The organism is Alcaligenes sp. RM2 (genome assembly GCF_052931795.1).
In genome coordinates, this window is record NZ_JBRFIO010000003.1 from 1 (window position 1) to 19,076 (window position 19,076).

Here is a 19,076-nt window from a genome sequence, read left to right on the forward strand (position 1 = left end):
AACCGAATTACCTGGAGCCAGGGTGCCGTAGTTATCGACTTGAGCGACTGTACCGGCCCCCCCCAAGGTGCCTTCGCGTTCCACTGTGACCGCAGACGCCAGCGTGCCATTAACGGCCAGGCGACCGCCGCTGATGGTGGTGTCACCGGTATAGCTGTTATTGCCCGTCAGCTCCAGGGAGCCGGAACCGCGCTTATGCAGGCCGCCGGTGCCACTGATGTCATTGGCGAAGGTGGAGTTGTAGCCTAGCGTGTCTACATCGAACAGGCGGGTGAATTGCCCGGGTCCTTGTACGGCCTTGCCTACATTCATCAGGCCCCAGCCAAAAACGCTGGGGTCGCCCAGGTCAGTGGCGGTGGTCAGCAAGGTCTGCTGCAGGTGATATGCCGTGAAGTAGGGGAAGGCTTCCTTCACTAGCGCAGCACCGCCCGCGACGTGGGGGGAGGCCATGGAGGTGCCGCTAAAGGCGACATAGCCGCCAGAGGATTGGACCGAATTAATCCCTGGATTGTCGTCACCACCGGGGGCGGCCAGACACCACTCGGCTGCTACGCCGCACTTGTTCGCATAGGAGGCTAAAGATCCATCCTCGCCCAGGGCTGTCACGGCCAGCCAGTTATCTTTTAGTTCAGGAAACCAGTAGGGGGAGCCTGCCAGCAGGTCAGGGTGGTCCTGTGATTCATTGCCGGTGGCAAAGACCATCAGGGAGCCTGCGTCTACGCTGTTATGGAAAGCCTCGATCGCCAGTGGCTGCCAATCCAGTACGCCTTCAGGCGAGCCATAGTCCAAGACATTGCAAGGTGGTGGGGAACTGGCATCGTTGCAACCATTGACGCCCAGGCTGCTGTTGATGATGGGCAGTTTGAACTGTGCCAGATAGTTCCAGCCTCGGGAGGCAACGCGGTCAAATGCGGCGGCTTGTTCGCGTGGGTCCGGTTCATAAGGATCGTTGCCAAGCATGTCATCATCATCGTCTTCTCTCGCATCGTAGGCGACCGCAAAGAGCTGACTGTTGAAGGCGACACCGTGCATGCCTTTGCCGTCGCGACGTGCGCCAATAATGCCCGCAACGTGGCTGCCATGACCTGCTGGAGGATCGGCGTCTATGCCTTGGCCGTTGGCATAGGGGGTATCCGTGTTGAAGTCAAAGCCGCCCGCAATGGCACCCGCAAACTCCGGGTGTTTGGCTTCAATTCCCGAGTCCAGATAGCCGACCGTCACGCCTTTGCCTGTAAAGCCCAGTGAGTAGGCTTTGGCCGCATTGATCATGTCCAGGCCAGGCTGGCGTTTGTATTCTTTAGTACGCCATTGCTCCAATGAGCTGTCTGCTTGCGCATGGGTAAGGCCAGGCAAAGTCAGGCTCAGCAAGGCCATCTGCACCAGCACATAGGTGCTGCGTTTCTTGTTCGACATCTCTCCCTCTCCTGGGTGTTTTTCTCTGTGTGGCGGCAACGTGTTGCGAGGTCGTGTTGTCGAGTCCTTGCGTGCCATTTAACGTCGTAGCTGTTGAATCTTATAGCGGCCAAATTTACGTTTTGTCATGCTTGGCGTTTGAAACACACGAAAACGGACGAGTGCACCGGAAGGGCAAGGAGAAGGAGTGGCGATTTCTCTGGTCAGAAAGGCGTTTAATGAGTGATCTGTTTTCTTTGTCTGGAAATCAGTTGGTGACGCCTTTGTTGCAGAGTCTGCAACATTTTGGGTGCAGGCCGGGGCTTGTAAGGGGCGAAGGCTTACCTGTTTGTCGTGGTATTAAGGTGCTTTGACGTGGTGAAGGCTGGAGCACAGATCCAGCGCTTCCAAGGCTTGCTGCGATTGCGAACTCGGGGACTTCAACCGGCCACAGGCTCTGCCAGCAAGGCACGCACTAGCTCAGGTTTCAAGGTTCGTGCCGCCGCAAACCCGGCAATATGGCGCACCCTGACCAGATCCAGAGCGAAGAAATGAAAGTCCGTAAAGCTGCTTAGAAATTCCATATCGGGAAAACGGGCGGTATAGGCTCGTTTGGCCTGTTCCCAGTCGGGCTGCTCGCGCTCCAGTTTGCGGGCCTTCATTTGGAAGGTGACGCGGGGCAAGTCATGGACAGCATCCTGGCCATGCTCGCTTTGGCTGACCATCAGGCTGGCATCGGGACGTTGCAGCAAATAACGGGTGTGAGCCGCCATTTCGCTGATGTGGATGATGATGCTGGCTTGTTCGGGGCAGATCGCAAAAGGGACGCGAGAGACCACCGGCAAGCCCTGATTGCTGAGTGTGCCCAAAGACGCAGTGCGTTCGCTGCGGAGCAGGGCCTGCAGGCTGTTTAGCAATGGATCATCAACAGACATAAAGACACCTATTCTGAAAAAGCTTCCATACTGCGGTTGGGACTTCATTCGTCCCTAAGGGAGTTTCCTTGGGCTGCTCCGCAGAAAAATCTCCGCGCAGCCCCTTTGCTTTATTGCTATCCGAGTGGCGCTTCTGGGGGAGGGCCTGGCGATGAATAGCGATCACGCTGAGCTTTCTCCCCACCAAGGGGCATTTTTATCCTGGAGCAGTCCAGCGGTAAAAGATACTTGCTCACCCCTTACAAAACAGGCCGACATAAAGCCGGCCTGTTCAGGGGGAGTGATGCGTTTGGTTTACACCAGAACGCGCTCAATACCACCGTCGTTGGCACGGCGTACGTAGTCCGCCATCCAGTTCTCGCCCAGCATGTGCTTGGCCATTTCCACCACGATGTAATCCGCATCCATCTTGGTTTCGTCCTCGTAGCGGGACAAACCTTGCAGGCAGGACGGACAGGAGGTCAGCACTTTGACTTCGCCCTGGAAACCATCGGCACGGACGGTGTCCTGGTTCTTTTGCAGTTCTTCGTGCTTGCGGAAACGGATTTGCGTGGAAATATCCGGACGCGACACCGCCAGCGTGCCCGACTCGCCACAGCAGCGGTCTGCCTTGATGGTGCTGTCGCCCACCAGGGATTTGACCGTTTTCATGGGGTCTTGCAGCTTCATGGGGCTGTGGCAAGGGTCGTGGTACATGTAGCGCACGCCTTGCACGTCTTCCAGCTTCAAGCCTTTTTCCAGCAGGTATTCGTGGATGTCGATCAGGCGGCAGCCAGGGAAGATCTTGTCGAATTCATAGCCTGCCAACTGGTCGTAACAGGTACCACAGCTGACCACCACGGTTTTGATATCCAGGTAGTTCAAGGTGGTGGCCATGCGGTGGAACAGCACGCGGTTGTCGGTGATGATTTTCTCGGCCTTGTCGCTTTGACCGCTGCCGCGCTGTGGGTAGCCACAGCACAGGTAGCCAGGAGGCAGAACCGTCTGCACGCCGACATGCCAGAGCATGGCTTGAGTAGCCAGACCCACTTGCGAGAACAGACGCTCCGAACCACAGCCGGGGAAGTAGAACACGGCTTCCGAATCCACGGAGGTGGCTTCAGGGTTACGGATGATAGGTACGTAATCCGAGTTCTCGATATCCAGCAATTTACGGGCAGTCTGCTTGGGCAGGCCGCCGGGCATCTTGCGGTTGATGAAGTGGATGACCTGTTCGCGGATTGGTGCCTTGCCGATGGTGGCAGGGGGAGCGCTGACCTGTTTGCGAGCAGGGGCAGCCAGCAGATTGTGCACCGCACGCTGGGCCTTATAGCCCACTTCAATCATGGCGGTACGAGTGGCCTTGATGACGCGCGGGTCCTTGGCGTTCAGGAAGAACATGGCCGCAGCCGAGCCCGGATTGAAGGACTTCTTGCCCATGCGGTTCAGTAAGGAGCGCATTTCCATGGACACATCGCCAAAGTCGATGTCCACCGGACAGGGGTTGTAGCACTTGTGGCACAGGGTGCAGTGGTCGCCTACGTCTTCAAACTCTTCCCAATGCTTCAGGCTGATCCCGCGACGTGTTTGCTCTTCGTACAGGAAGGCTTCGATCAGCAGGGAAGTAGCCAGAATCTTGTTGCGGGGCGAGTACAGCAGGTTGGCGCGTGGCACGTGGGTGGCACAGACCGGTTTGCACTTGCCGCAACGCAAGCAATCCTTGATGGCATGGGAGATGGAGCCGATTTCGCTGCGTTGCATGATCAGCGATTCGTGACCCAGCAGGTTGAAGCTGGGGGTCCAGGCGCGGCTCAAGTCCGCACCGGGCATCAGCTTGCCAGCATTGAAGTGGTTGTTCGGGTCCACTTCGCGCTTGTAGTTCTGGAAAGGCTCCAGCTCTTCTTGAGTCAGGAACTCGTACTTGGTCAAACCAATTCCGTGCTCACCGGAAATCACGCCGTCCAGACCGCGCGCAATTTGCATGATGCGGGCCACGGTGACATTGGCTTGCTGCAGCATGCCGTAGTCGTCCGAGTTCACGGGGATGTTGGTGTGTACGTTACCGTCACCGGCGTGCATGTGCAGCGCCACAAACACACGGCTTTTCAGCACGCGGTCGTGAATGGCTTGCAGTTCGGTCAGTACGGCCGCGCAGTCGGCGCCGGGGAAGATGTTTTCCAGGTTTTCACGAATCTCGCTCTTCCAGGAGGTGCGGATCGTGTGATCTTGCAGCAGCTGGAAAATCGAGGTGTTCGGGTCTTCTTGCAGACGGGCCTCGATCGCGGCGCTGTCCAGCGGCACACCAATCTCGGCCAGCTCAGCCTGCGAGTCTTTCAGCGGCTTGTCCAGATTGTCCTGCAGCCACTGCCAGCGCTGGCGCACATCGCGCACGATTTGCAGGGCGTCGTGACGGCGCTCGTCCAGAATCTCCTCGCGCGTGTGCTCGGCGTCGTTGTGATCTTCGATCTTGCCCACGGGCAGATCGCCTTGCAGGAAGTCTTCCAGTTCACGGGTCAAGCGCAGCTTGTTGTCCGTAGACAGCTCAATATTGATGCGTTCGATTTCTTCGGTGTACTCACCCATGCGGCGCAGGGGGATCACAACGTCTTCGTTGATCTTGAAGGCGTTGGTATGGCGGGCAATGGCAGCGGTACGGGCACGGTCGGCCCAGAACTTCTTGCGAGCTTCGGCGCTGACGGCCACAAACCCTTCACCGGAGCGGCCATTGGCCAGACGCACTACTTCCGAAGCGGCGGTTGCCACGGCATCGGGATCGTCGCCCACGATGTCGCCAATCAGGACCATCTTGGGCAGGCCGTCGCGCTTGCTCTTGGTGGCATAGCCCACCGCACGCAGATAGCGTTCGTCCAGGTGTTCCAGGCCGGCCAGAATGGCGCCGATGCGCTTGCCTTCGCCGTTCAGGTAGTCAATGACTTCCACAATGGAGGGCACGGCCTGCTTGGCCTGGCCGAAAAACTCCATACAGACGGTGCGCGTATGCGCAGGCATGCGGTGCAGCACCCAGCGGGCCTGCGTGATCAGGCCGTCACAGCCTTCTTTCTGAATACCGGGCAAACCTGCCAGGAATTTGTCGGTAACGTCTTTACCCAGGCCTTCCTTGCGAAAGCGCCGACCCTCAATATGCAGGGTTTCGCTGCGCAGCAATTGCGCGCCGGGAGCGTAACGGCCATCAAACCATTTGACTTCAAAGTGGGCCATTTCCACGTCGTGGATCTTGCCCATATTGTGTTCAAGACGGGTCACTTCCAGCCAGTTTCCCTGGGCATCGACCATGCGCCACCAGGCGAGGTTATCCAGCGCAGTACCCCACAGCACGGCTTTCTTGCCGCCCGCGTTCATGGCGATATTGCCGCCCACACAGGAGGCATCGGCCGAGGTCGGGTCTACCGCAAACACGGCACCGGCGGCTTCGGCAGCGTCAGCCACACGACGGGTCACCACGCCAGCACCGGTCAGAATGGTGGTGACGGGCTCGGACATGCCGGGCAACGTGGTTTGTTCAGGCTTGCCAATGGCATCCAGCTTTTCGGTGTTGATGACAACCGAGCGCCAGCTAAGTGGAATGGCACCGCCGGTGTAACCGGTACCACCCCCACGCGGGATGATGGTCAGCTTCAGTTCGATACAGGCGCGCACCAGGGCGGCCATCTCGTTTTCGTGATCGGGGGTGAGCACGACAAAGGGATATTCCACACGCCAGTCGGTGGCGTCAGTGACGTGCGAGACGCGCGACAGGCCATCAAACTTGATGTTGTCCTTGGCGGTCAGGCGCGACAGGGAGCGCACAATTTTCTGGCGCAGCTCGCGGGTATCGGTAAATTCTTGTTCAAACGCGGCTACTGCACCCCGAGCAGCGTGCAACAGGCGCAGAACCTTGGCATCGCGATCGGGCACGGCGCTGTCGCGGCGCTGGTCAATCTCGTTCAAGCGATGGTTCAGGGCCTCGATCAGTTGATGCTGGCGCTTGGGATTGTCCAGCAGATCGTCCTGCAGATAGGGGTTGCGCTTGACGACCCAGATATCACCCAGCACTTCAAACAACATGCGTGCGGAGCGGCCGGTGCGGCGTTCGGAGCGGAGCTCGGACAGCTTTTCCCAGGCCTCTTCACCCAGCAGTCGCAGGATAATTTCCCGGTCTGAGTACGAAGTGTAGTTGTAGGGGATTTCACGCAGGCGCGGCGTGTCGTTGTTGCGTGCCTGGGCAGCCAGGTGCTTGCTTGCAATGGGGGCGTTCATGGCGATAGTTGGCAAGGCCCGTCAAGGGCGGCTCAGCGAGGAGCAGATAGGCAAAAGACAAGTGTATACGAATCGTAGCCGGGCTGCCCCCTTACTACAGGGCCAAGTCGGGGTTAAGGGTGCGTTTGCGGCCAGTTTGCTGCAAATTACCAACCCAATTTGGGGAAAATCCACAGCAGACCAGCGGTCATGGTGGTATAGCGCGCCAGTTTTCCCACCGCCATGTAAAACACGCTGGGCCAAAATGGCAGGCGTAGCCAACCGGCTACGGCACACAGGGGGTCGCCTACCACGGGTAGCCAGGACAAGAGCAGGGCGGGCGGTCCCATGCGGGTCAGCCAGCGCCGCCCCAGCTCGTGCCAGCGGCCTGCGGCCTTGTTCTTGGGAGTTGCGCCGTCTTCTGTGTGTTGCGGGTGCTTCTCGCGCCAGGCTTCGTAGGCTTTCTCGGCGCCCAGACCCATGGCATAGCTGATGGCCCCACCTGCCGTATTACCCACAGTGGCAACCAGCACGGCGGGCCAGAACATATGTGGAGCCAGATTGATATAGGCGAATACGGCGGGTTCCGAACCCAGGGGGAGCAGGGTAGCCGAGACCAGGCTGATGATGAAAATGGCGCTCAAGCCCACTTCGGGCAGAGATAGGGCGGCCAAGAGCCACGAAATAAGATCAGAGATCCAGGCTTGCATAAGTAATGTGGACGGGTTTTGTAGGGAGTAATGGACGCCAGTTAGGGCATCCGCCTATGGTATTCTGTTTTTCTTTTCCGGTGAGCGGTCTCAGGCAGGGGCCTGCGGCTGGCCTTGGTGGCAAAACCGGTTGTTACTAAAAGCTGAGTCATGTCGAACGATTACCTAAAGCGCATTCTGACCTCGAAAGTGTACGATGTTGCCATCGAAACACCACTTGAACCCGCTCCCCAGGTATCGGCACGAATTAGTAACACGGTCCTGCTCAAGCGCGAAGACTATCAGCCTGTTTTTAGCTTCAAGCTGCGCGGTGCCTATAACAAGATGGCCAATCTGTCGGCCGCAGAATTAAAACGGGGTGTATTGGCCGCTTCGGCGGGTAACCACGCGCAAGGCGTGGCCATGGCAGCGCGCAAGCTGGGTTGCCGTGCCGTTATCGTCATGCCAACCACCACCCCGCAAGTAAAAATTGATGGTGTACGTAATCTGGGCGGCGAAGTGGTCCTGGTGGGCGAGAGCTATTCGGATTCCTACCAGCACGCTCTGGAACTGCAAAAGAACGAAGGCCTGACCTTTGTGCACCCTTTTGACGATCCTGATGTGATCGCCGGGCAGGGCACGGTGGCCATGGAAATTTTGCAACAGCACCCCGGCCCGATTGAAGCGGTCTTTGTCGCGATTGGCGGCGGCGGTCTGGCGGCGGGCGTCGCCACATACATCAAGTCCTTGCGTCCTGAAATCAAAGTAATCGGCGTGCAGACCGAAGACTCCTGTGCCATGGTGCGCAGTATCAAGGCCGGTCGTCGTGTGAATTTGTCGGACGTGGGCCTGTTCTCTGACGGTACTGCCGTCAAGCAGGTGGGTTCCGAAACTTTCCGTCTGGTGCGTCAGTATGTGGATGATTTTGTCATCGTGGATACGGATGCGATTTGTGCGGCTATCAAAGATGTGTTTCAGGACTCGCGTAGCGTGCTGGAACCGGCTGGTGCCTTGGCTTTGGCGGGTGCCAAGCGCTACGCTGCTCAAAACAAGCTCAAGAACAAGACCCTGATTGCGGTCACGTCCGGCGCGAACATGAACTTTGACCGTATGCGCATGGTGGCGGACCGTGCAGATGTGGGTCAGGCTCGTGAAGCTTTGTTTGCCTTGACGATCCCCGAGGCAAAAGGCAGCTTCCGCCGCCTGTGCGATGCCCTGGGCACCCGCTCGGTGACGGAGTTCAACTACCGCATGTCCAATCCTGAAAAGGCGCACGTCTTTGTGGGTATGTCGATTTCCTCCGAAGCGGAGATCGAAAAGCTGGAAGAGCGTTTCGTCAAGAAAGGCTTTGGCACTTTGAATCTGACGGGTAACGAGCTGGCCAAGACCCATGTGCGTCATATGGTGGGTGGGGTGTCCAGTCAGGCTACGGACGAAGTCCTGCTGCGGTTCGAGTTTCCAGAGCGTCCTGGTGCTTTGCGTAAATTCCTGTCCAGCATGAACCAGGATTGGAATATCAGCTTGTTCCATTACCGTAATCAGGGTGATGACTACGGTCGCATTCTGATCGGTATCCAGGTCCCGTCTTCCGATAAAAAGGAATTCAAGGCTTTCCTGGGCAATCTGGGCTACCCGCACTGGGACGAAACGGATAACCCGGCTTACAAGCTGTTTTTGTAAGTCTATGGAGGGCGCACGGCATTCGCTGTCTTGCCTCAGACCAAATGAAAACACCTCGCTTGGAAAAGCGAGGTGTTTTTTTATTGGGGCTTGAATGTGGTGGCTGTCGTTGGAGCCGTATTGAGCCTGGGAGCCAGGAGCAGTGGGTGTCTGCTCCTGAGTTCGTCATGGGGGATTGGTTCAAGCCGCCTTACTGCCTTTGCGGCCTGATGGGCCGTTTGGCCATACGAATGTGCGATAAGGCCAGATGCCCGTTAGTACGGTGGCGACTTAACAAGCTCTATGTCACACACTGTTTTAGAGCCTGCCGCAACGGCTCCAGGCTGTCATTCAGACGTGCGAAAGCCTGTTCCTGACGGGCAGCCAGTGCATGGGCCTGTTCTACCGTCACCACTTCAAAGCCCAGATTCTGACCGGGCAAACGCTGGGCAACTTGAGCCAGATCCACGCTGATGACTTGTCCGATGCGTGGATAGCCGCCTGTAGTTTGCCGGTCTGCCATCAACACAATGGGCTGGCCATCGTTGGGGACTTGAATCGTGCCAAAGCAGGTGGGGGCGGACAGCAGTTCTTTTGGCGACTTGCGCTGCAAGGGCTGGCCTTCCAGGCGATAGCCCATGCGCTCTGAGGCCGGGCTGATGCGGTAGCTTTGGCCTTGGAACAATTCCAGCGATTCGTCGGTAAACAAATCGGCCTGATCCAGCATGACGCGCAGGCGTTCCCGTGGAGCCAGGGCCAGGGCGGCGGGCATGTAAATGCGCAGCTCATCCAGCTCGGCTTGCAGACTGTTCAAGGTCGTTTCGTCATTGGGTAGTGGTCGAGCCAATGCGATCTGGTCGCCTTTCTTCAAGGCGCGGCCTTCAAAACCACCCAGGCCAACGCGCATGTGGGTGCTTTGACTGCCCAGCAGGGATTCGACCTGAAAACCGCCGTAAACAGACAGGTAGCTACGGGCACCTTGGCCGGGTTTGGCGGACTGCATCGTCAGGGCTTGTCCGGCACGTGCCAGAGTAGGGCGCAGGACTGCTACGGGTTGGCCGTCCAGGCTGGCATTCATATCTGCGCCGGTCAGGACAAACAGGGCAGCTTCGTCAAAGCGCAAGCTTGGGCCTTGTACGGTAATTTCCAGACTGGCCAGATCCTGGTCGGTGGTATTGCCTGCTAGCAAATGGGCCAGTCTGTGGGCGCGTTCATCCATGGCACCGCTGGGCGAAACCCCCAGGTGCTGGTGTCCATAACGGCCTCGGTCTTGCAGGCTGCTCATCATGCCTGGTTTGAGGATATGCACCGTCATGCGGGTGTCCAGTGATCAAACTGCTCGTGAGGCAGAGGCACAAAGCGCACTTGGTCGCCGGGGGCGAGCAGGGCGGCGGGCGAGCGCCGGGCATCAAACAAATTAACTGGCGAGCGGCCAATAAGATGCCAACCGCCGGGGGATTCGTTGGGGTAAATAATGGTTTGCTGGTTCGCAATGGCGACCGAGCCTTTGGGCAGCACAGTGCGTGGTGTGGCGCGGCGCGGCACATTCAGTTGCTCGGGCAAGATGCCCATATAGGGAGCGCCGGGGGCAAAGCCCACCATGAATACCAGTTGCACCTGGCTGCTGTGCAGTTCGATGACTTGTTCCTGGCTTAGCCCCAATTGTTCGGCAATGGCAGGCAGGTCCGGACCGAAGAGGCCGCCGTAGCACACGGGAACATCTACCAGTGCGCCGGGAGCGGCCTGGTCCTGGCTGGCATCTAGCTCGACCAGGGCTTGGTGAACATAGTCGTGCAAACGAGCAAGCTGGTCGCTGCTGCCATCCGGGTAAAAGTGGATGGCGACTGCGGTAAAGCTGGGGACTAGATCACGGACACAGGCGGGCGCCTGATCGCGCAGCAAGCGGGCGGCGCGGGTACAGCGCAAGCCGGTGTCCAGAGAAAGCGGGCCGCTGAACTGTACTAGCAAACAGCGGTCGCCTTGCTCGTTAAGTTGCCAGGATTTGTGCATCTTTATTTGGCGAAAAGCGAATCCAGGCTGTTGAAGGCCTTGAACTCCAGGGCGTTGCCCGAAGGGTCCATGAAGAACATGGTGGCCTGTTCGCCGGGCTCGCCCTTGAAACGGATATAAGGTTCGATAACGAATTTGGTGCCAGCGGCAACCAGCTTGTCAGCCAGGGTCTGCCAGGTGGGCATGTCCAGCACGACGCCAAAGTGGCGCACGGGCACATTATGGGCATCCACCGCGCTGGTGGCGTTGCTGCCACACTCTGAAGGGGCCAGATGAGCCACGATCTGGTGGCCGTAGAAGTTGAAGTCAATCCACTGGTCCGAGGATCGGCCTTCGGGACAGCCCAGTGTTTGTCCGTAGAACTGGCGTGCAACAGCCAGATCATGGACCGGAAAAGCCAGGTGGAAAGGGCGCAGCTCGTTGGTATGGGACATGCTTGGCTCCTGTGCGGCATAAGGCCGCCAACGTGGTCTTCAGAGCCGTTTATTGTAGGGCCAATATGGCCCCACATGTTCTAGCTGTCCTGGAGTCGAACCCGGCTCTTGGGGAAACGCAACATAAATACGCTGCCCACACCCAGACGGCTCTGGATTTGCAGGTCGGCGTTATGTCGCACGATGATGTGTTTGGTGATGGCCAGGCCCAGACCCGTACCGCCGGTGGAGCGGGAACGGCCCTTGTCTACGCGGTAAAAGCGTTCGGTCAGGCGGGGAATATCCTGGGCGGCAATACCGATGCCCGTGTCTTGCACCGAATAACAGGCCTCGCCATTGTCATTCAGATACCAGCGCACGGTGATGGTGCCATCCTTGGGGGTATAGCGCACCGCGTTGGTAATCAGGTTGGAGACAGCCGAGCTCAGTTCGGTTTCCATGCCCTGAATGGCAATGCGAGGGTCCAGATCTGTGACAAAGCTGTGCTGGCCGCCAGAAATAGCCTCGCCTTGTTTCAGCGCGCTTTCAATCAACTGGCTGACCTGTACTGTCTCCCCTTCCACTGTGGGTGAGGATTCCAGCGTGGATAAGGTCAGCAAGTCGGACACAATCGACTGCATGTGGCGAGTCTGCTCCAGCATCATCTGCTCGTAGCGTTGACGCTGTTCCAAAGGCAGGCTTTCGGGCGGCATGTCCTGCAGGGTTTCCAGAAAACCCAGCAAGACGGTAAGTGGTGTGCGCAGTTCATGGGAGACATTGGCCACAAAGTCCTTGCGGGTGGTCTCCAGCATTTCCACCTGGGTGACATCACGCGTCACGATCAGGAACTGGCCCAGGCCATAAGGGGTTAATTGCAGCAGCAAGGAGCGCTCACGTCCGTCTTTGCTCAGATGCAGCAGCAAAGGGCCATCCCATTGAGGCTGACGGGCGTAACGAGAAAACTCGGGTTCGCGCAGGATATTGAAGATGCTGTGATGGCGGTCCGTGGCCAGATTCAGGCCTATGTGCTCACAGGCGGTCTGGTTGCACCATTGCAGTTCCATCTCCCCATTCAGAGTAATGGCACCGTCGGGCAGGGCCTCGGCGGCCATCATGATGCCGTCTACGTAACGATTCAGATCCTGAATTTCCTGGCGATCACGGCGCAGTTGGCGGTAGATGGGAGCCAGAATGGCGTCCCAGGGGCCAACTGCGGGGGGCGGAGGATCATTCAGGTTGCGGGTCCAGCGTTCAACGCGGGAAAGCTGCAGGGTGCTGATGACAACCAGCAATAACAGGCCACCACAAAACAAGGCCAGACCGGTGAATGGCCCTAGCCACCAGCCGATCAAGCTGCCCAACAGGGCCCAGATAACAATAGACGTAAATATGCTGAACATGGGATCAGGCGGTCGGCGCCTTTTCCAGTGGGGAAAGGGCAAAACGATAGCCCGAGCCACGAATCGTTTCAATATGTTTGTCGTGTCCGCTAGGCTCCAGCGCCTTGCGCAAGCGACGAATGTGCACGTCTACCGTACGTTCTTCTACAAATACATGGTCGCCCCACACCTGGTCCAGCAACTGGGAGCGGGTGAATACGCGCTCGGTGTGTGTCATGAAAAAATGCAGCAGACGGAACTCGGTAGGCCCGATGGTCAGCGCCATGCCCTGGCTGGACAGACGGTGCGTGCTGGGGTCCAGCTGCAGGGTGCCGATGGAGATCACATCGTCAGTTAGCTGGGGAGCGCGGCGGCGCAATACGGCCTTGATGCGGGCAATCAGTTCTTTGGGCGAGAAAGGCTTGGTGATGTAATCGTCCGCACCGGCTTCCAGGCCATCGACCTTGTCCTGTTCCGAGCCTTTGGCGGTCAGCATGATGACCGGAATATGACGGGTACGTTCGTCCGAGCGCAGTTTGCGGGCCAGATTGATGCCCGAGGAGCCGGGCAGCATCCAGTCCACCAGAATCAAATCAGGCAGTTCCGCGCGAATGAGGATCTGGGCTTGTTCGGCATCGAAGGCGCGCAGCACTTTATGGCCGGCAAAAGACAGATTGACAGAGATCAGTTCCTGGATCGCAGGCTCATCTTCCACGACTAATATGCTTGTACTCATTGTTAGCTTCAGACTGGTCCGATAAAAAATAATAGAGGGTCAGGCTGGCTGTCTGTATTGTGCTTGGGCGCGGGGCCTGCTGTTGTCATCAGGCGGCTCAAGGGCAATACGGCAGGCGCTTCAAATCCCTGACTGCACGTAATAGCGCCATCATATGGCGTTAATGTTTCAGGTTTGTGAATGTGTAAAAAAGGGGAGCGCTCAGCGAGCCGGATTTTCGTTTCTGTACCGGGAAATCTGCGTTACGATTATGCACTATGGAAAAACAGCGTCCTCAAACCTCCTCCGCCCAGAACGCCGATACGCACTTCGGTTTTCAAACCGTGGCCGAAAACGAAAAAGCGGGCAAAGTAGCCCAGGTTTTTCATTCGGTGGCTAACAACTACGACATTATGAACGATCTGATGTCGGGCGGCCTGCACCGTATCTGGAAAGCCTTCACGATTGGTCGCGCAGCAGTGCGTCCCGGCATGAAAGTGCTGGATATTGCCGCGGGTACGGGTGATTTGACCAAGACTTTTGCGCGTCAGGCCGGTGCGGACGGCGAGGTCTGGCATACCGATATCAATAGCTCCATGCTGCGCGTGGGTCGTGATCGTTTGCAGGACAAGGGCATCATCACGCCCGTTACGGTCTGTGATGCCGAGCACCTGCCTTTTCCTGACGGCTATTTTGATCGCGTCTCGGTGGCCTTTGGCTTGCGCAATATGACGCACAAGGATCGCGCACTGGCTGAAATGAAGCGGGTGTTGCGTCCGGGCGGCAAATTGCTGGTGCTGGAGTTTTCCCGCGTGGCCAAGCCTTTGCAGGCCCCGTATGACTGGTATTCCTTCAATATCCTGCCCCGTATTGGCAAGTTTGTTGCCAAGGACGAGGAAAGCTACCGCTATCTGGCTGAATCCATTCGCATGCACCCCGATCAGGAAACTCTGGCCGACATGATGCGCGAAGTGGGCCTGGAGCGCGTGCAGTATTTCAATCTGACAGCCGGCGTAGCCGCGCTGCACGAAGGCATCCGCCTGGATTGATGCCAGGCGTTCTCTCTCTATATACAGCGGCACCTTCTGGTGCCGTTCGTTTTTTGTCTGTAATGAACGGTAAAAAAAACATGGTGCATGAGAACTTGTCATGTTAATGTTCAGCTTATCGTAAGTTTTCTTGAATAATCGACTGGGATGGCATGGCCGGGGGCGTCAAAACCCTGTGTGTTAAGCGCTTGTTCTGGTCAGGAGTTTGTGACTATGTCTGGACGGCTTTCTCGTTATTTCATGGCCGCTGTATTGGCTTTTAGCACCGGCGCCTTGCTGACCGTTTCTTATGATGCGGAAGCACGACGCATGGGTGGTGGCTCCAGTTTTGGCCGCCAATCCTCCAACATTACCAGCAACCGCTCGGCAGCGACGCCTCCTGCTGCAGCGAATAACGCGACTCGCTCGGCTACGCCTGCTGCGGGTGCCGCTGCTGCCGGTACGGCTGCGGCTGGTACCGCTGCCAAGTCGGGCATGTCCCGCTTCCTGGGCCCGATCGCCGGTATCGCCGCTGGTCTGGGTATTGCCGCCTTGCTGTCCAGCATGGGTCTGGGCGGTGCTTTCCTGGAAATGATGTCCAGCCTCTTGTTGATCGGTCTGGTGGTCTTCGCCGTTCTGTTCATCGTGCGTCGTCTGCGTGGCTCGGCTGCTCGTCCTGCCATGCAACAAGCCGGTGGTCAGTCCATGATGCGCAATGCTGATCCTGCTACTAGCCCATGGAAGCAGCCCCAAGCTGCGCCAGCACCTATGCCTGCTGCCGCTCCAGCTGCTCAGCCCGCTGCTGCCGCCGCTGTTCCAGCGCCGCCAGTAGACGAGAGCTGGTTCATCCCCGGTGATTTCGACACGCCTACGTTCCTTGCCAATGCCAAGACCCAGTTCGTGGAAATCCAGAAGCTGTGGGACAAGGGCGACGTGGAACAACTGCGTACCTTCCTGACCGACGACCTGCTCAAGGAAGCCGCTCCTCAAATCGCTCAGCGCCAAGGCGAGAACGTAACTCAAGTGGTACTGCTCAATGCAGAGCTGCTGGGTATCGAAAAAGTAGCCGACGGCCACCTGGCCAGCGTGCGCTACTCCGGTATGCTGCGTGAAGAAGTGGGTGCAGAGGCTTTCCGCTTTGAGGAAGTCTGGAATCTGTTCAAGGCCGACGGCGCAGGCTGGCTGCTGGCTGGTATTCAGCAGATCCCGGTTGACCCCAACGCTTGATCTCTATCTATACAGACAGCCGCCTTCTTACCCAGGCGGCTGTTCTGTTATGAGCGCTCCCGTTTCGCTGTGATCCCATCTGCCCGTGTTCCTGCCGCCCTGTACATCCGGCCGTGTCTGTGTCGGGTTAAACTGGCTGTTTTAATTGGACTGGTTTACTTGCCCCGGCAGTAGACTTGCATGGACATGCTTGGTATCCCTTCATTCCTAGAACCTGGCGCCGTGGGCGTGCGTTTGCTCAATGCCTTGCTTGATCGCGAGGATTGGGCGCGTGAGCGTTTGCGCAGCCATGCAGGTAAAACCGTGTCGCTGATTGTGGGCCGTTTGCAACTGGTCTACACCATCAGCTCTCAAGGAAAGCTGGAGCAGGGCCATCCTGCCGTCGTGCCGGATGTCACGTTGACACTGCCTCAGGACAAGCTACCTGAACTGCCACAAATTCTTCAAGACGGTGATTTCAGCCGTGTCGCCCAGTTAATGCATGTGCAAGGCGAGGCTGGGCTGGCCAATCTGGTGTCGGACCTGGCGGCCAATCTGCGCTGGGATGCCGAGCATGATCTGGCCAAAATTGTGGGTGATGTCATGGCGGTGCGTCTGTTCAGCGGGGCGCGCCGGGCCGTTTCCGGTTTGCGGGATCTGGGCCAGCGTTTGGCAGGCAATGCCAGCGAATACTTGACTGAAGAAAGTGCTTTACTGGTTACCCGCCCCGAACTGGAACGGATGCGCGAGCAATCGGCTGGTTTGGTCCAACGTCTGGACGAACTGGACCAGCGTTTGAAGCGTCTTGACGCGCGTCGGCGGGAGTCCTGAGCATGTTCTCCTTGTGTCGTCTGCTGACCATTTTGCTGGTTGTATTCCGTTATCGCCTGGACGAGCTGGTGCTATCGAGCATCCGCCACCCTTGGGCATCACGTATGTTGCGCATTGTGCGCCTGGGTCGCAAACCCAAGCTGCCACGTGGCGTACGTTTACGGCTGGCCCTGGAAAGTCTGGGGCCCATCTTCGTTAAATTCGGCCAGGTGCTCTCCACTCGCCGGGATTTGATCCCGCTGGATATTGCCGAGCAACTGGCTTTGCTGCAGGACCGGGTGCCGCCATTCCCTTCGGAGGTGGCGGAAGCCACAATTCAGAAGGCCCTGGGTGCTTCGCCTTACGAACTGTTCCAGAAGTTTGATCGCGAACCCATCGCTTCGGCGTCGATTGCGCAGGTTCACTTTGCCGAGCTGCATAATGGCCGCGAAGTGGCGGTGAAGGTATTGCGTCCCGGTATGCGTGAAGTCATCCATAAAGACTTGCGTCTGATGCGCGTGCTGGCTGCGTTCATGGAACGGCTGGGCCCGGATGCCCGTCGTCTGAAACCGCGCGAAGTGGTGGCCGAGTTCGACAAGTACCTGAACGACGAGCTGGACCTGATACGCGAAGCCTCCAACTGCAGTCAGCTACGCCGCAACTTCACCAAAGATGTAGAGCGTACCCAGCTTTTGATCGTGCCTGAAGTGCATTGGGACTATTGCGCCTCGACCGTGTTCACCATGGACCGCATGAAGGGCATCCCGGTCAACCAGATTGATCGCCTGCGCGCCGCCAATGTGGATTTGAAGGATCTGGCCCGCAAAGGGGTAGAAATTTTCTTCACCCAGGTGTTTACCGACGGTTTTTTCCATGCCGACATGCACCCCGGCAATATTTATGTCTCGGATGCACCGGAGAGCTTGGGCCGTTATATTGCCCTGGACTTTGGCATTGTGGGTTCGCTGTCCGAGTTCGACAAAAACTATCTGGCGCAAAACTTCCTGGCTTTTTTCCGGCGCGATTACCGCCGGGTGGCTCAATTGCACATCGAGTCCGGCTGGGTGCCACCTGAAACCCGTGAAGAGGAGCTGGAAGGCTCGGTACGCGCGGTATGTGAACCGTATTTTGATCGGCCCTTGTCCGAGATCTCCCTGGGGCAAGTGCTGTTGCGCCTGTTCCAGACCTCGCGCCGGTTCAATGTAGAAATTCAGCCGCAGCTGGTGCTGCTGCAGAAAACCCTTCTGAATGTGGAAGGGATGGGGCGGGACCTGGATCCGGAGCTGGATCTGTGGGATACCGCCAAACCTTATCTGGAAAAGTGGATGTACCAGCGTATTGGTCCATCGGGCTTTTATTCGCGTTTGAAACAGGAAGCAGGGCAGTGGGCCCAGATCATGCCGCAGCTTCCGCGTCTGGTGTATTCCGCTTTGAATAGGCCAGAGACAGGGCAGGCGTTGAACCAGGAACTCAAGCTGCTGCGCCAGTCGCAGCAGCAGACCAACCGATTATTGACTGCCTTATGTGCTGTATTGGCGGTTGCGGTCGGGGTGGCCATCTGGGCTTTGGTGGGGCGATAAGTGTGACGACCCCGCAACGCGTCAGTTTTTTTGTGGCTGACATATTTCTGATAACTGCAGGTTCTACGATAGACGCAGGTCCGCCAGCTGATTGCTAAGCTGGCGCTTTCCGGCGCCTTCCGGACGGTGAATGGCCGCCCTCAAGGAACCGCTTGATTCTTTTTAGGAATCGTTATGCTTTACCATGACTTATTTAAATCCATGGAAGCGGTGCGCTGGAATTTTGCGCATGACATACCGTGGGATGACTTTGATGGCAGCAAGCTCACAGACGAGCAAGCCTACACCATCAAAATGAACGCCATTACCGAGTGGGCAGCCTTGCCTGCTACCGAAATGTTCCTGCGTGACAATAAAGATGACAGCGATTTTTGCGCCTTTATGTCCGTGTGGTTCTTTGAAGAACAAAAGCACTCGCTGGTTCTGATCGAATACCTGCGCCGTTTCCGCCCCGAGCTGATGCCTACTGAGGAAGAACTGCACAAAGTGCGTTTTGACTTCGATCCGGCCCCGGCCATGGAAACGTTGATGCTGCACTTTTGCGGTGAAGTGCGCCTGAACCACTGGTACCGCCGTGCTGCCGACTGGCATACCGAGCCGGTGATCAAGGCCATCTACAAGATCGTGGCTCAGGACGAGGCTCGTCACGCCGGTGCTTACTTGCGCTACATGAAGCGTGCCTTGGTGCACAAGGGCCAGGAATTTGGCCTGCAAGCCCGTCTGGCTTTCTCCAAGATTGGCGTTCTGATGGCTTCGGCCCATCGCACCGCTCAGGCGCTGCATCCCACCAACTTGCACGTGAACAAAGCCATGTTCCCCGAAGATACCGTGCAGTCCAAGCTGCCATCGCCCGGTTGGCTGGAAAACTGGCTGGATACGCAGATTCGTTTCGACAAGGAATGGGAGCACAAGGTCAGCTCGCGCATCTTGCACAATATGTCGCTGCTGATGGGGAGCTCGTTCGAGACCGTGCAGGAACTGAACCGCTACCGCAAGGATCTGGCACGTCAGGTCGGCTCTGATTCGACGCTGGTGCAGGCTTGAT

At 57.6% G+C, this 19,076-nt stretch carries 15 protein-coding genes; 6 read left to right on the forward strand and 9 right to left on the reverse strand.

Annotation, left to right across the window (positions count from 1 at the left end):
- From ACU6HM_RS11700 to ACU6HM_RS11715, 4 genes are all read right to left on the reverse strand, one after another.
- On the reverse strand, positions 1-1,413 hold a 1,413-nt coding region (locus ACU6HM_RS11700; RefSeq protein ID WP_446763840.1), incomplete at its 3' end, for a S8 family serine peptidase.
- A gap of 419 nt (positions 1,414-1,832) precedes the next feature.
- Entirely contained in the window at positions 1,833-2,327 is a 495-nt protein-coding gene (locus ACU6HM_RS11705; RefSeq protein WP_238441735.1) for a HugZ family pyridoxamine 5'-phosphate oxidase, read from the reverse strand.
- Between the two features lie 294 nt (positions 2,328-2,621).
- Complete coding sequence (locus ACU6HM_RS11710) at positions 2,622-6,563, reverse strand: DUF3683 domain-containing protein (protein ID WP_446763841.1); 3,942 nt, start codon at positions 6,561-6,563, stop codon at positions 2,622-2,624.
- Between the two features lie 146 nt (positions 6,564-6,709).
- Positions 6,710-7,252 carry a YqaA family protein gene (locus tag ACU6HM_RS11715; RefSeq protein ID WP_022983641.1) on the reverse strand — a complete coding sequence of 181 codons (543 nt, stop codon included), beginning with the start codon at positions 7,250-7,252 and terminating at the stop codon, positions 6,710-6,712.
- A 150-nt stretch (positions 7,253-7,402) separates the two neighbouring features.
- Between ACU6HM_RS11715 and ilvA the strand changes: the two genes are divergently transcribed.
- Positions 7,403-8,911, forward strand: a complete 1,509-nt coding sequence (ilvA, locus tag ACU6HM_RS11720) for a threonine ammonia-lyase, biosynthetic (RefSeq protein ID WP_009458682.1) — start codon at positions 7,403-7,405, stop codon at positions 8,909-8,911.
- Positions 8,912-9,191: 280 nt separating this feature from the next.
- Here the strand turns inward: ilvA and ACU6HM_RS11725 are convergent, their stop codons facing one another.
- From ACU6HM_RS11725 to phoB, 5 genes are all read right to left on the reverse strand, one after another.
- On the reverse strand, positions 9,192-10,205 hold the full coding sequence (locus ACU6HM_RS11725) for a 5-oxoprolinase subunit C family protein (protein WP_009458684.1): 1,014 nt from the start codon (positions 10,203-10,205) through the stop codon (positions 9,192-9,194).
- The gene (gene pxpB, locus ACU6HM_RS11730) at positions 10,202-10,900 is read right to left on the reverse strand and encodes a 5-oxoprolinase subunit PxpB (RefSeq protein ID WP_250756167.1); all 699 of its coding nucleotides are present in this window, start codon (positions 10,898-10,900) and stop codon (positions 10,202-10,204) included. Before pxpB ends, ACU6HM_RS11725 begins: the two co-directional genes overlap by 4 nt.
- A 2-nt stretch (positions 10,901-10,902) precedes the next feature.
- Positions 10,903-11,334: a VOC family protein gene (locus tag ACU6HM_RS11735; RefSeq protein ID WP_022983640.1), complete on the reverse strand. Its 432-nt coding sequence runs from the start codon at positions 11,332-11,334 to the stop codon at positions 10,903-10,905.
- An 80-nt stretch (positions 11,335-11,414) separates the two neighbouring features.
- The gene (gene phoR, locus ACU6HM_RS11740) at positions 11,415-12,713 is read right to left on the reverse strand and encodes a phosphate regulon sensor histidine kinase PhoR (RefSeq protein WP_009458690.1); all 1,299 of its coding nucleotides are present in this window, start codon (positions 12,711-12,713) and stop codon (positions 11,415-11,417) included.
- A 4-nt stretch (positions 12,714-12,717) separates the two neighbouring features.
- Entirely contained in the window at positions 12,718-13,428 is a 711-nt protein-coding gene (gene phoB / locus ACU6HM_RS11745) for a phosphate regulon transcriptional regulator PhoB (RefSeq protein WP_250756166.1), read from the reverse strand.
- A 257-nt stretch (positions 13,429-13,685) separates the two neighbouring features.
- Here phoB and ubiE point away from each other — a divergent pair, with 257 nt between their 5' ends.
- The 5 genes from ubiE (at position 13,686) to ACU6HM_RS11770 (ending at position 19,075) form a co-directional block, all read left to right on the forward strand.
- On the forward strand, positions 13,686-14,456 hold the full coding sequence (gene ubiE / locus ACU6HM_RS11750) for a bifunctional demethylmenaquinone methyltransferase/2-methoxy-6-polyprenyl-1,4-benzoquinol methylase UbiE (protein ID WP_026484476.1): 771 nt from the start codon (positions 13,686-13,688) through the stop codon (positions 14,454-14,456).
- 213 nt (positions 14,457-14,669) lie between these two features.
- Complete coding sequence (locus tag ACU6HM_RS11755; RefSeq protein WP_254498794.1) at positions 14,670-15,662, forward strand: Tim44 domain-containing protein; 993 nt, start codon at positions 14,670-14,672, stop codon at positions 15,660-15,662.
- A 180-nt stretch (positions 15,663-15,842) separates the two neighbouring features.
- Positions 15,843-16,472, forward strand: coding sequence for a ubiquinone biosynthesis accessory factor UbiJ (locus ACU6HM_RS11760; protein ID WP_009458697.1), 630 nt, complete (start codon positions 15,843-15,845; stop codon positions 16,470-16,472).
- A gap of 2 nt (positions 16,473-16,474) precedes the next feature.
- Positions 16,475-18,031 (forward strand): ubiquinone biosynthesis regulatory protein kinase UbiB, encoded by a 1,557-nt coding sequence (gene ubiB / locus ACU6HM_RS11765; RefSeq protein WP_022983639.1) that lies wholly within the window; start codon positions 16,475-16,477, stop codon positions 18,029-18,031.
- Between the two features lie 174 nt (positions 18,032-18,205).
- Entirely contained in the window at positions 18,206-19,075 is an 870-nt protein-coding gene (locus ACU6HM_RS11770; protein ID WP_026484472.1) for a ferritin, read from the forward strand.
- Position 19,076 lies beyond the last annotated feature (1 nt).

What these genes read in the sequence shown, in the direction of transcription:
- ACU6HM_RS11705 (WP_238441735.1), bottom strand. Translation starts at nt 2,327, where the DNA reads ATGTCTGTTGATGATCCATTGCTAAACAGCCTGCAGGCCCTGCTCCGC.
- ACU6HM_RS11710 (WP_446763841.1), bottom strand. Translation starts at nt 6,563, where the DNA reads ATGAACGCCCCCATTGCAAGCAAGCACCTGGCTGCCCAGGCACGCAAC.
- ACU6HM_RS11715 (WP_022983641.1), bottom strand. Translation starts at nt 7,252, where the DNA reads ATGCAAGCCTGGATCTCTGATCTTATTTCGTGGCTCTTGGCCGCCCTA.
- ilvA (WP_009458682.1), top strand. Translation starts at nt 7,403, where the DNA reads ATGTCGAACGATTACCTAAAGCGCATTCTGACCTCGAAAGTGTACGAT.
- ACU6HM_RS11725 (WP_009458684.1), bottom strand. Translation starts at nt 10,205, where the DNA reads ATGACGGTGCATATCCTCAAACCAGGCATGATGAGCAGCCTGCAAGAC.
- pxpB (WP_250756167.1), bottom strand. Translation starts at nt 10,900, where the DNA reads ATGCACAAATCCTGGCAACTTAACGAGCAAGGCGACCGCTGTTTGCTA.
- ACU6HM_RS11735 (WP_022983640.1), bottom strand. Translation starts at nt 11,334, where the DNA reads ATGTCCCATACCAACGAGCTGCGCCCTTTCCACCTGGCTTTTCCGGTC.
- phoR (WP_009458690.1), bottom strand. Translation starts at nt 12,713, where the DNA reads ATGTTCAGCATATTTACGTCTATTGTTATCTGGGCCCTGTTGGGCAGC.
- phoB (WP_250756166.1), bottom strand. Translation starts at nt 13,428, where the DNA reads ATGAGTACAAGCATATTAGTCGTGGAAGATGAGCCTGCGATCCAGGAA.
- ubiE (WP_026484476.1), top strand. Translation starts at nt 13,686, where the DNA reads ATGGAAAAACAGCGTCCTCAAACCTCCTCCGCCCAGAACGCCGATACG.
- ACU6HM_RS11755 (WP_254498794.1), top strand. Translation starts at nt 14,670, where the DNA reads ATGTCTGGACGGCTTTCTCGTTATTTCATGGCCGCTGTATTGGCTTTT.
- ACU6HM_RS11760 (WP_009458697.1), top strand. Translation starts at nt 15,843, where the DNA reads ATGGACATGCTTGGTATCCCTTCATTCCTAGAACCTGGCGCCGTGGGC.
- ubiB (WP_022983639.1), top strand. Translation starts at nt 16,475, where the DNA reads ATGTTCTCCTTGTGTCGTCTGCTGACCATTTTGCTGGTTGTATTCCGT.
- ACU6HM_RS11770 (WP_026484472.1), top strand. Translation starts at nt 18,206, where the DNA reads ATGCTTTACCATGACTTATTTAAATCCATGGAAGCGGTGCGCTGGAAT.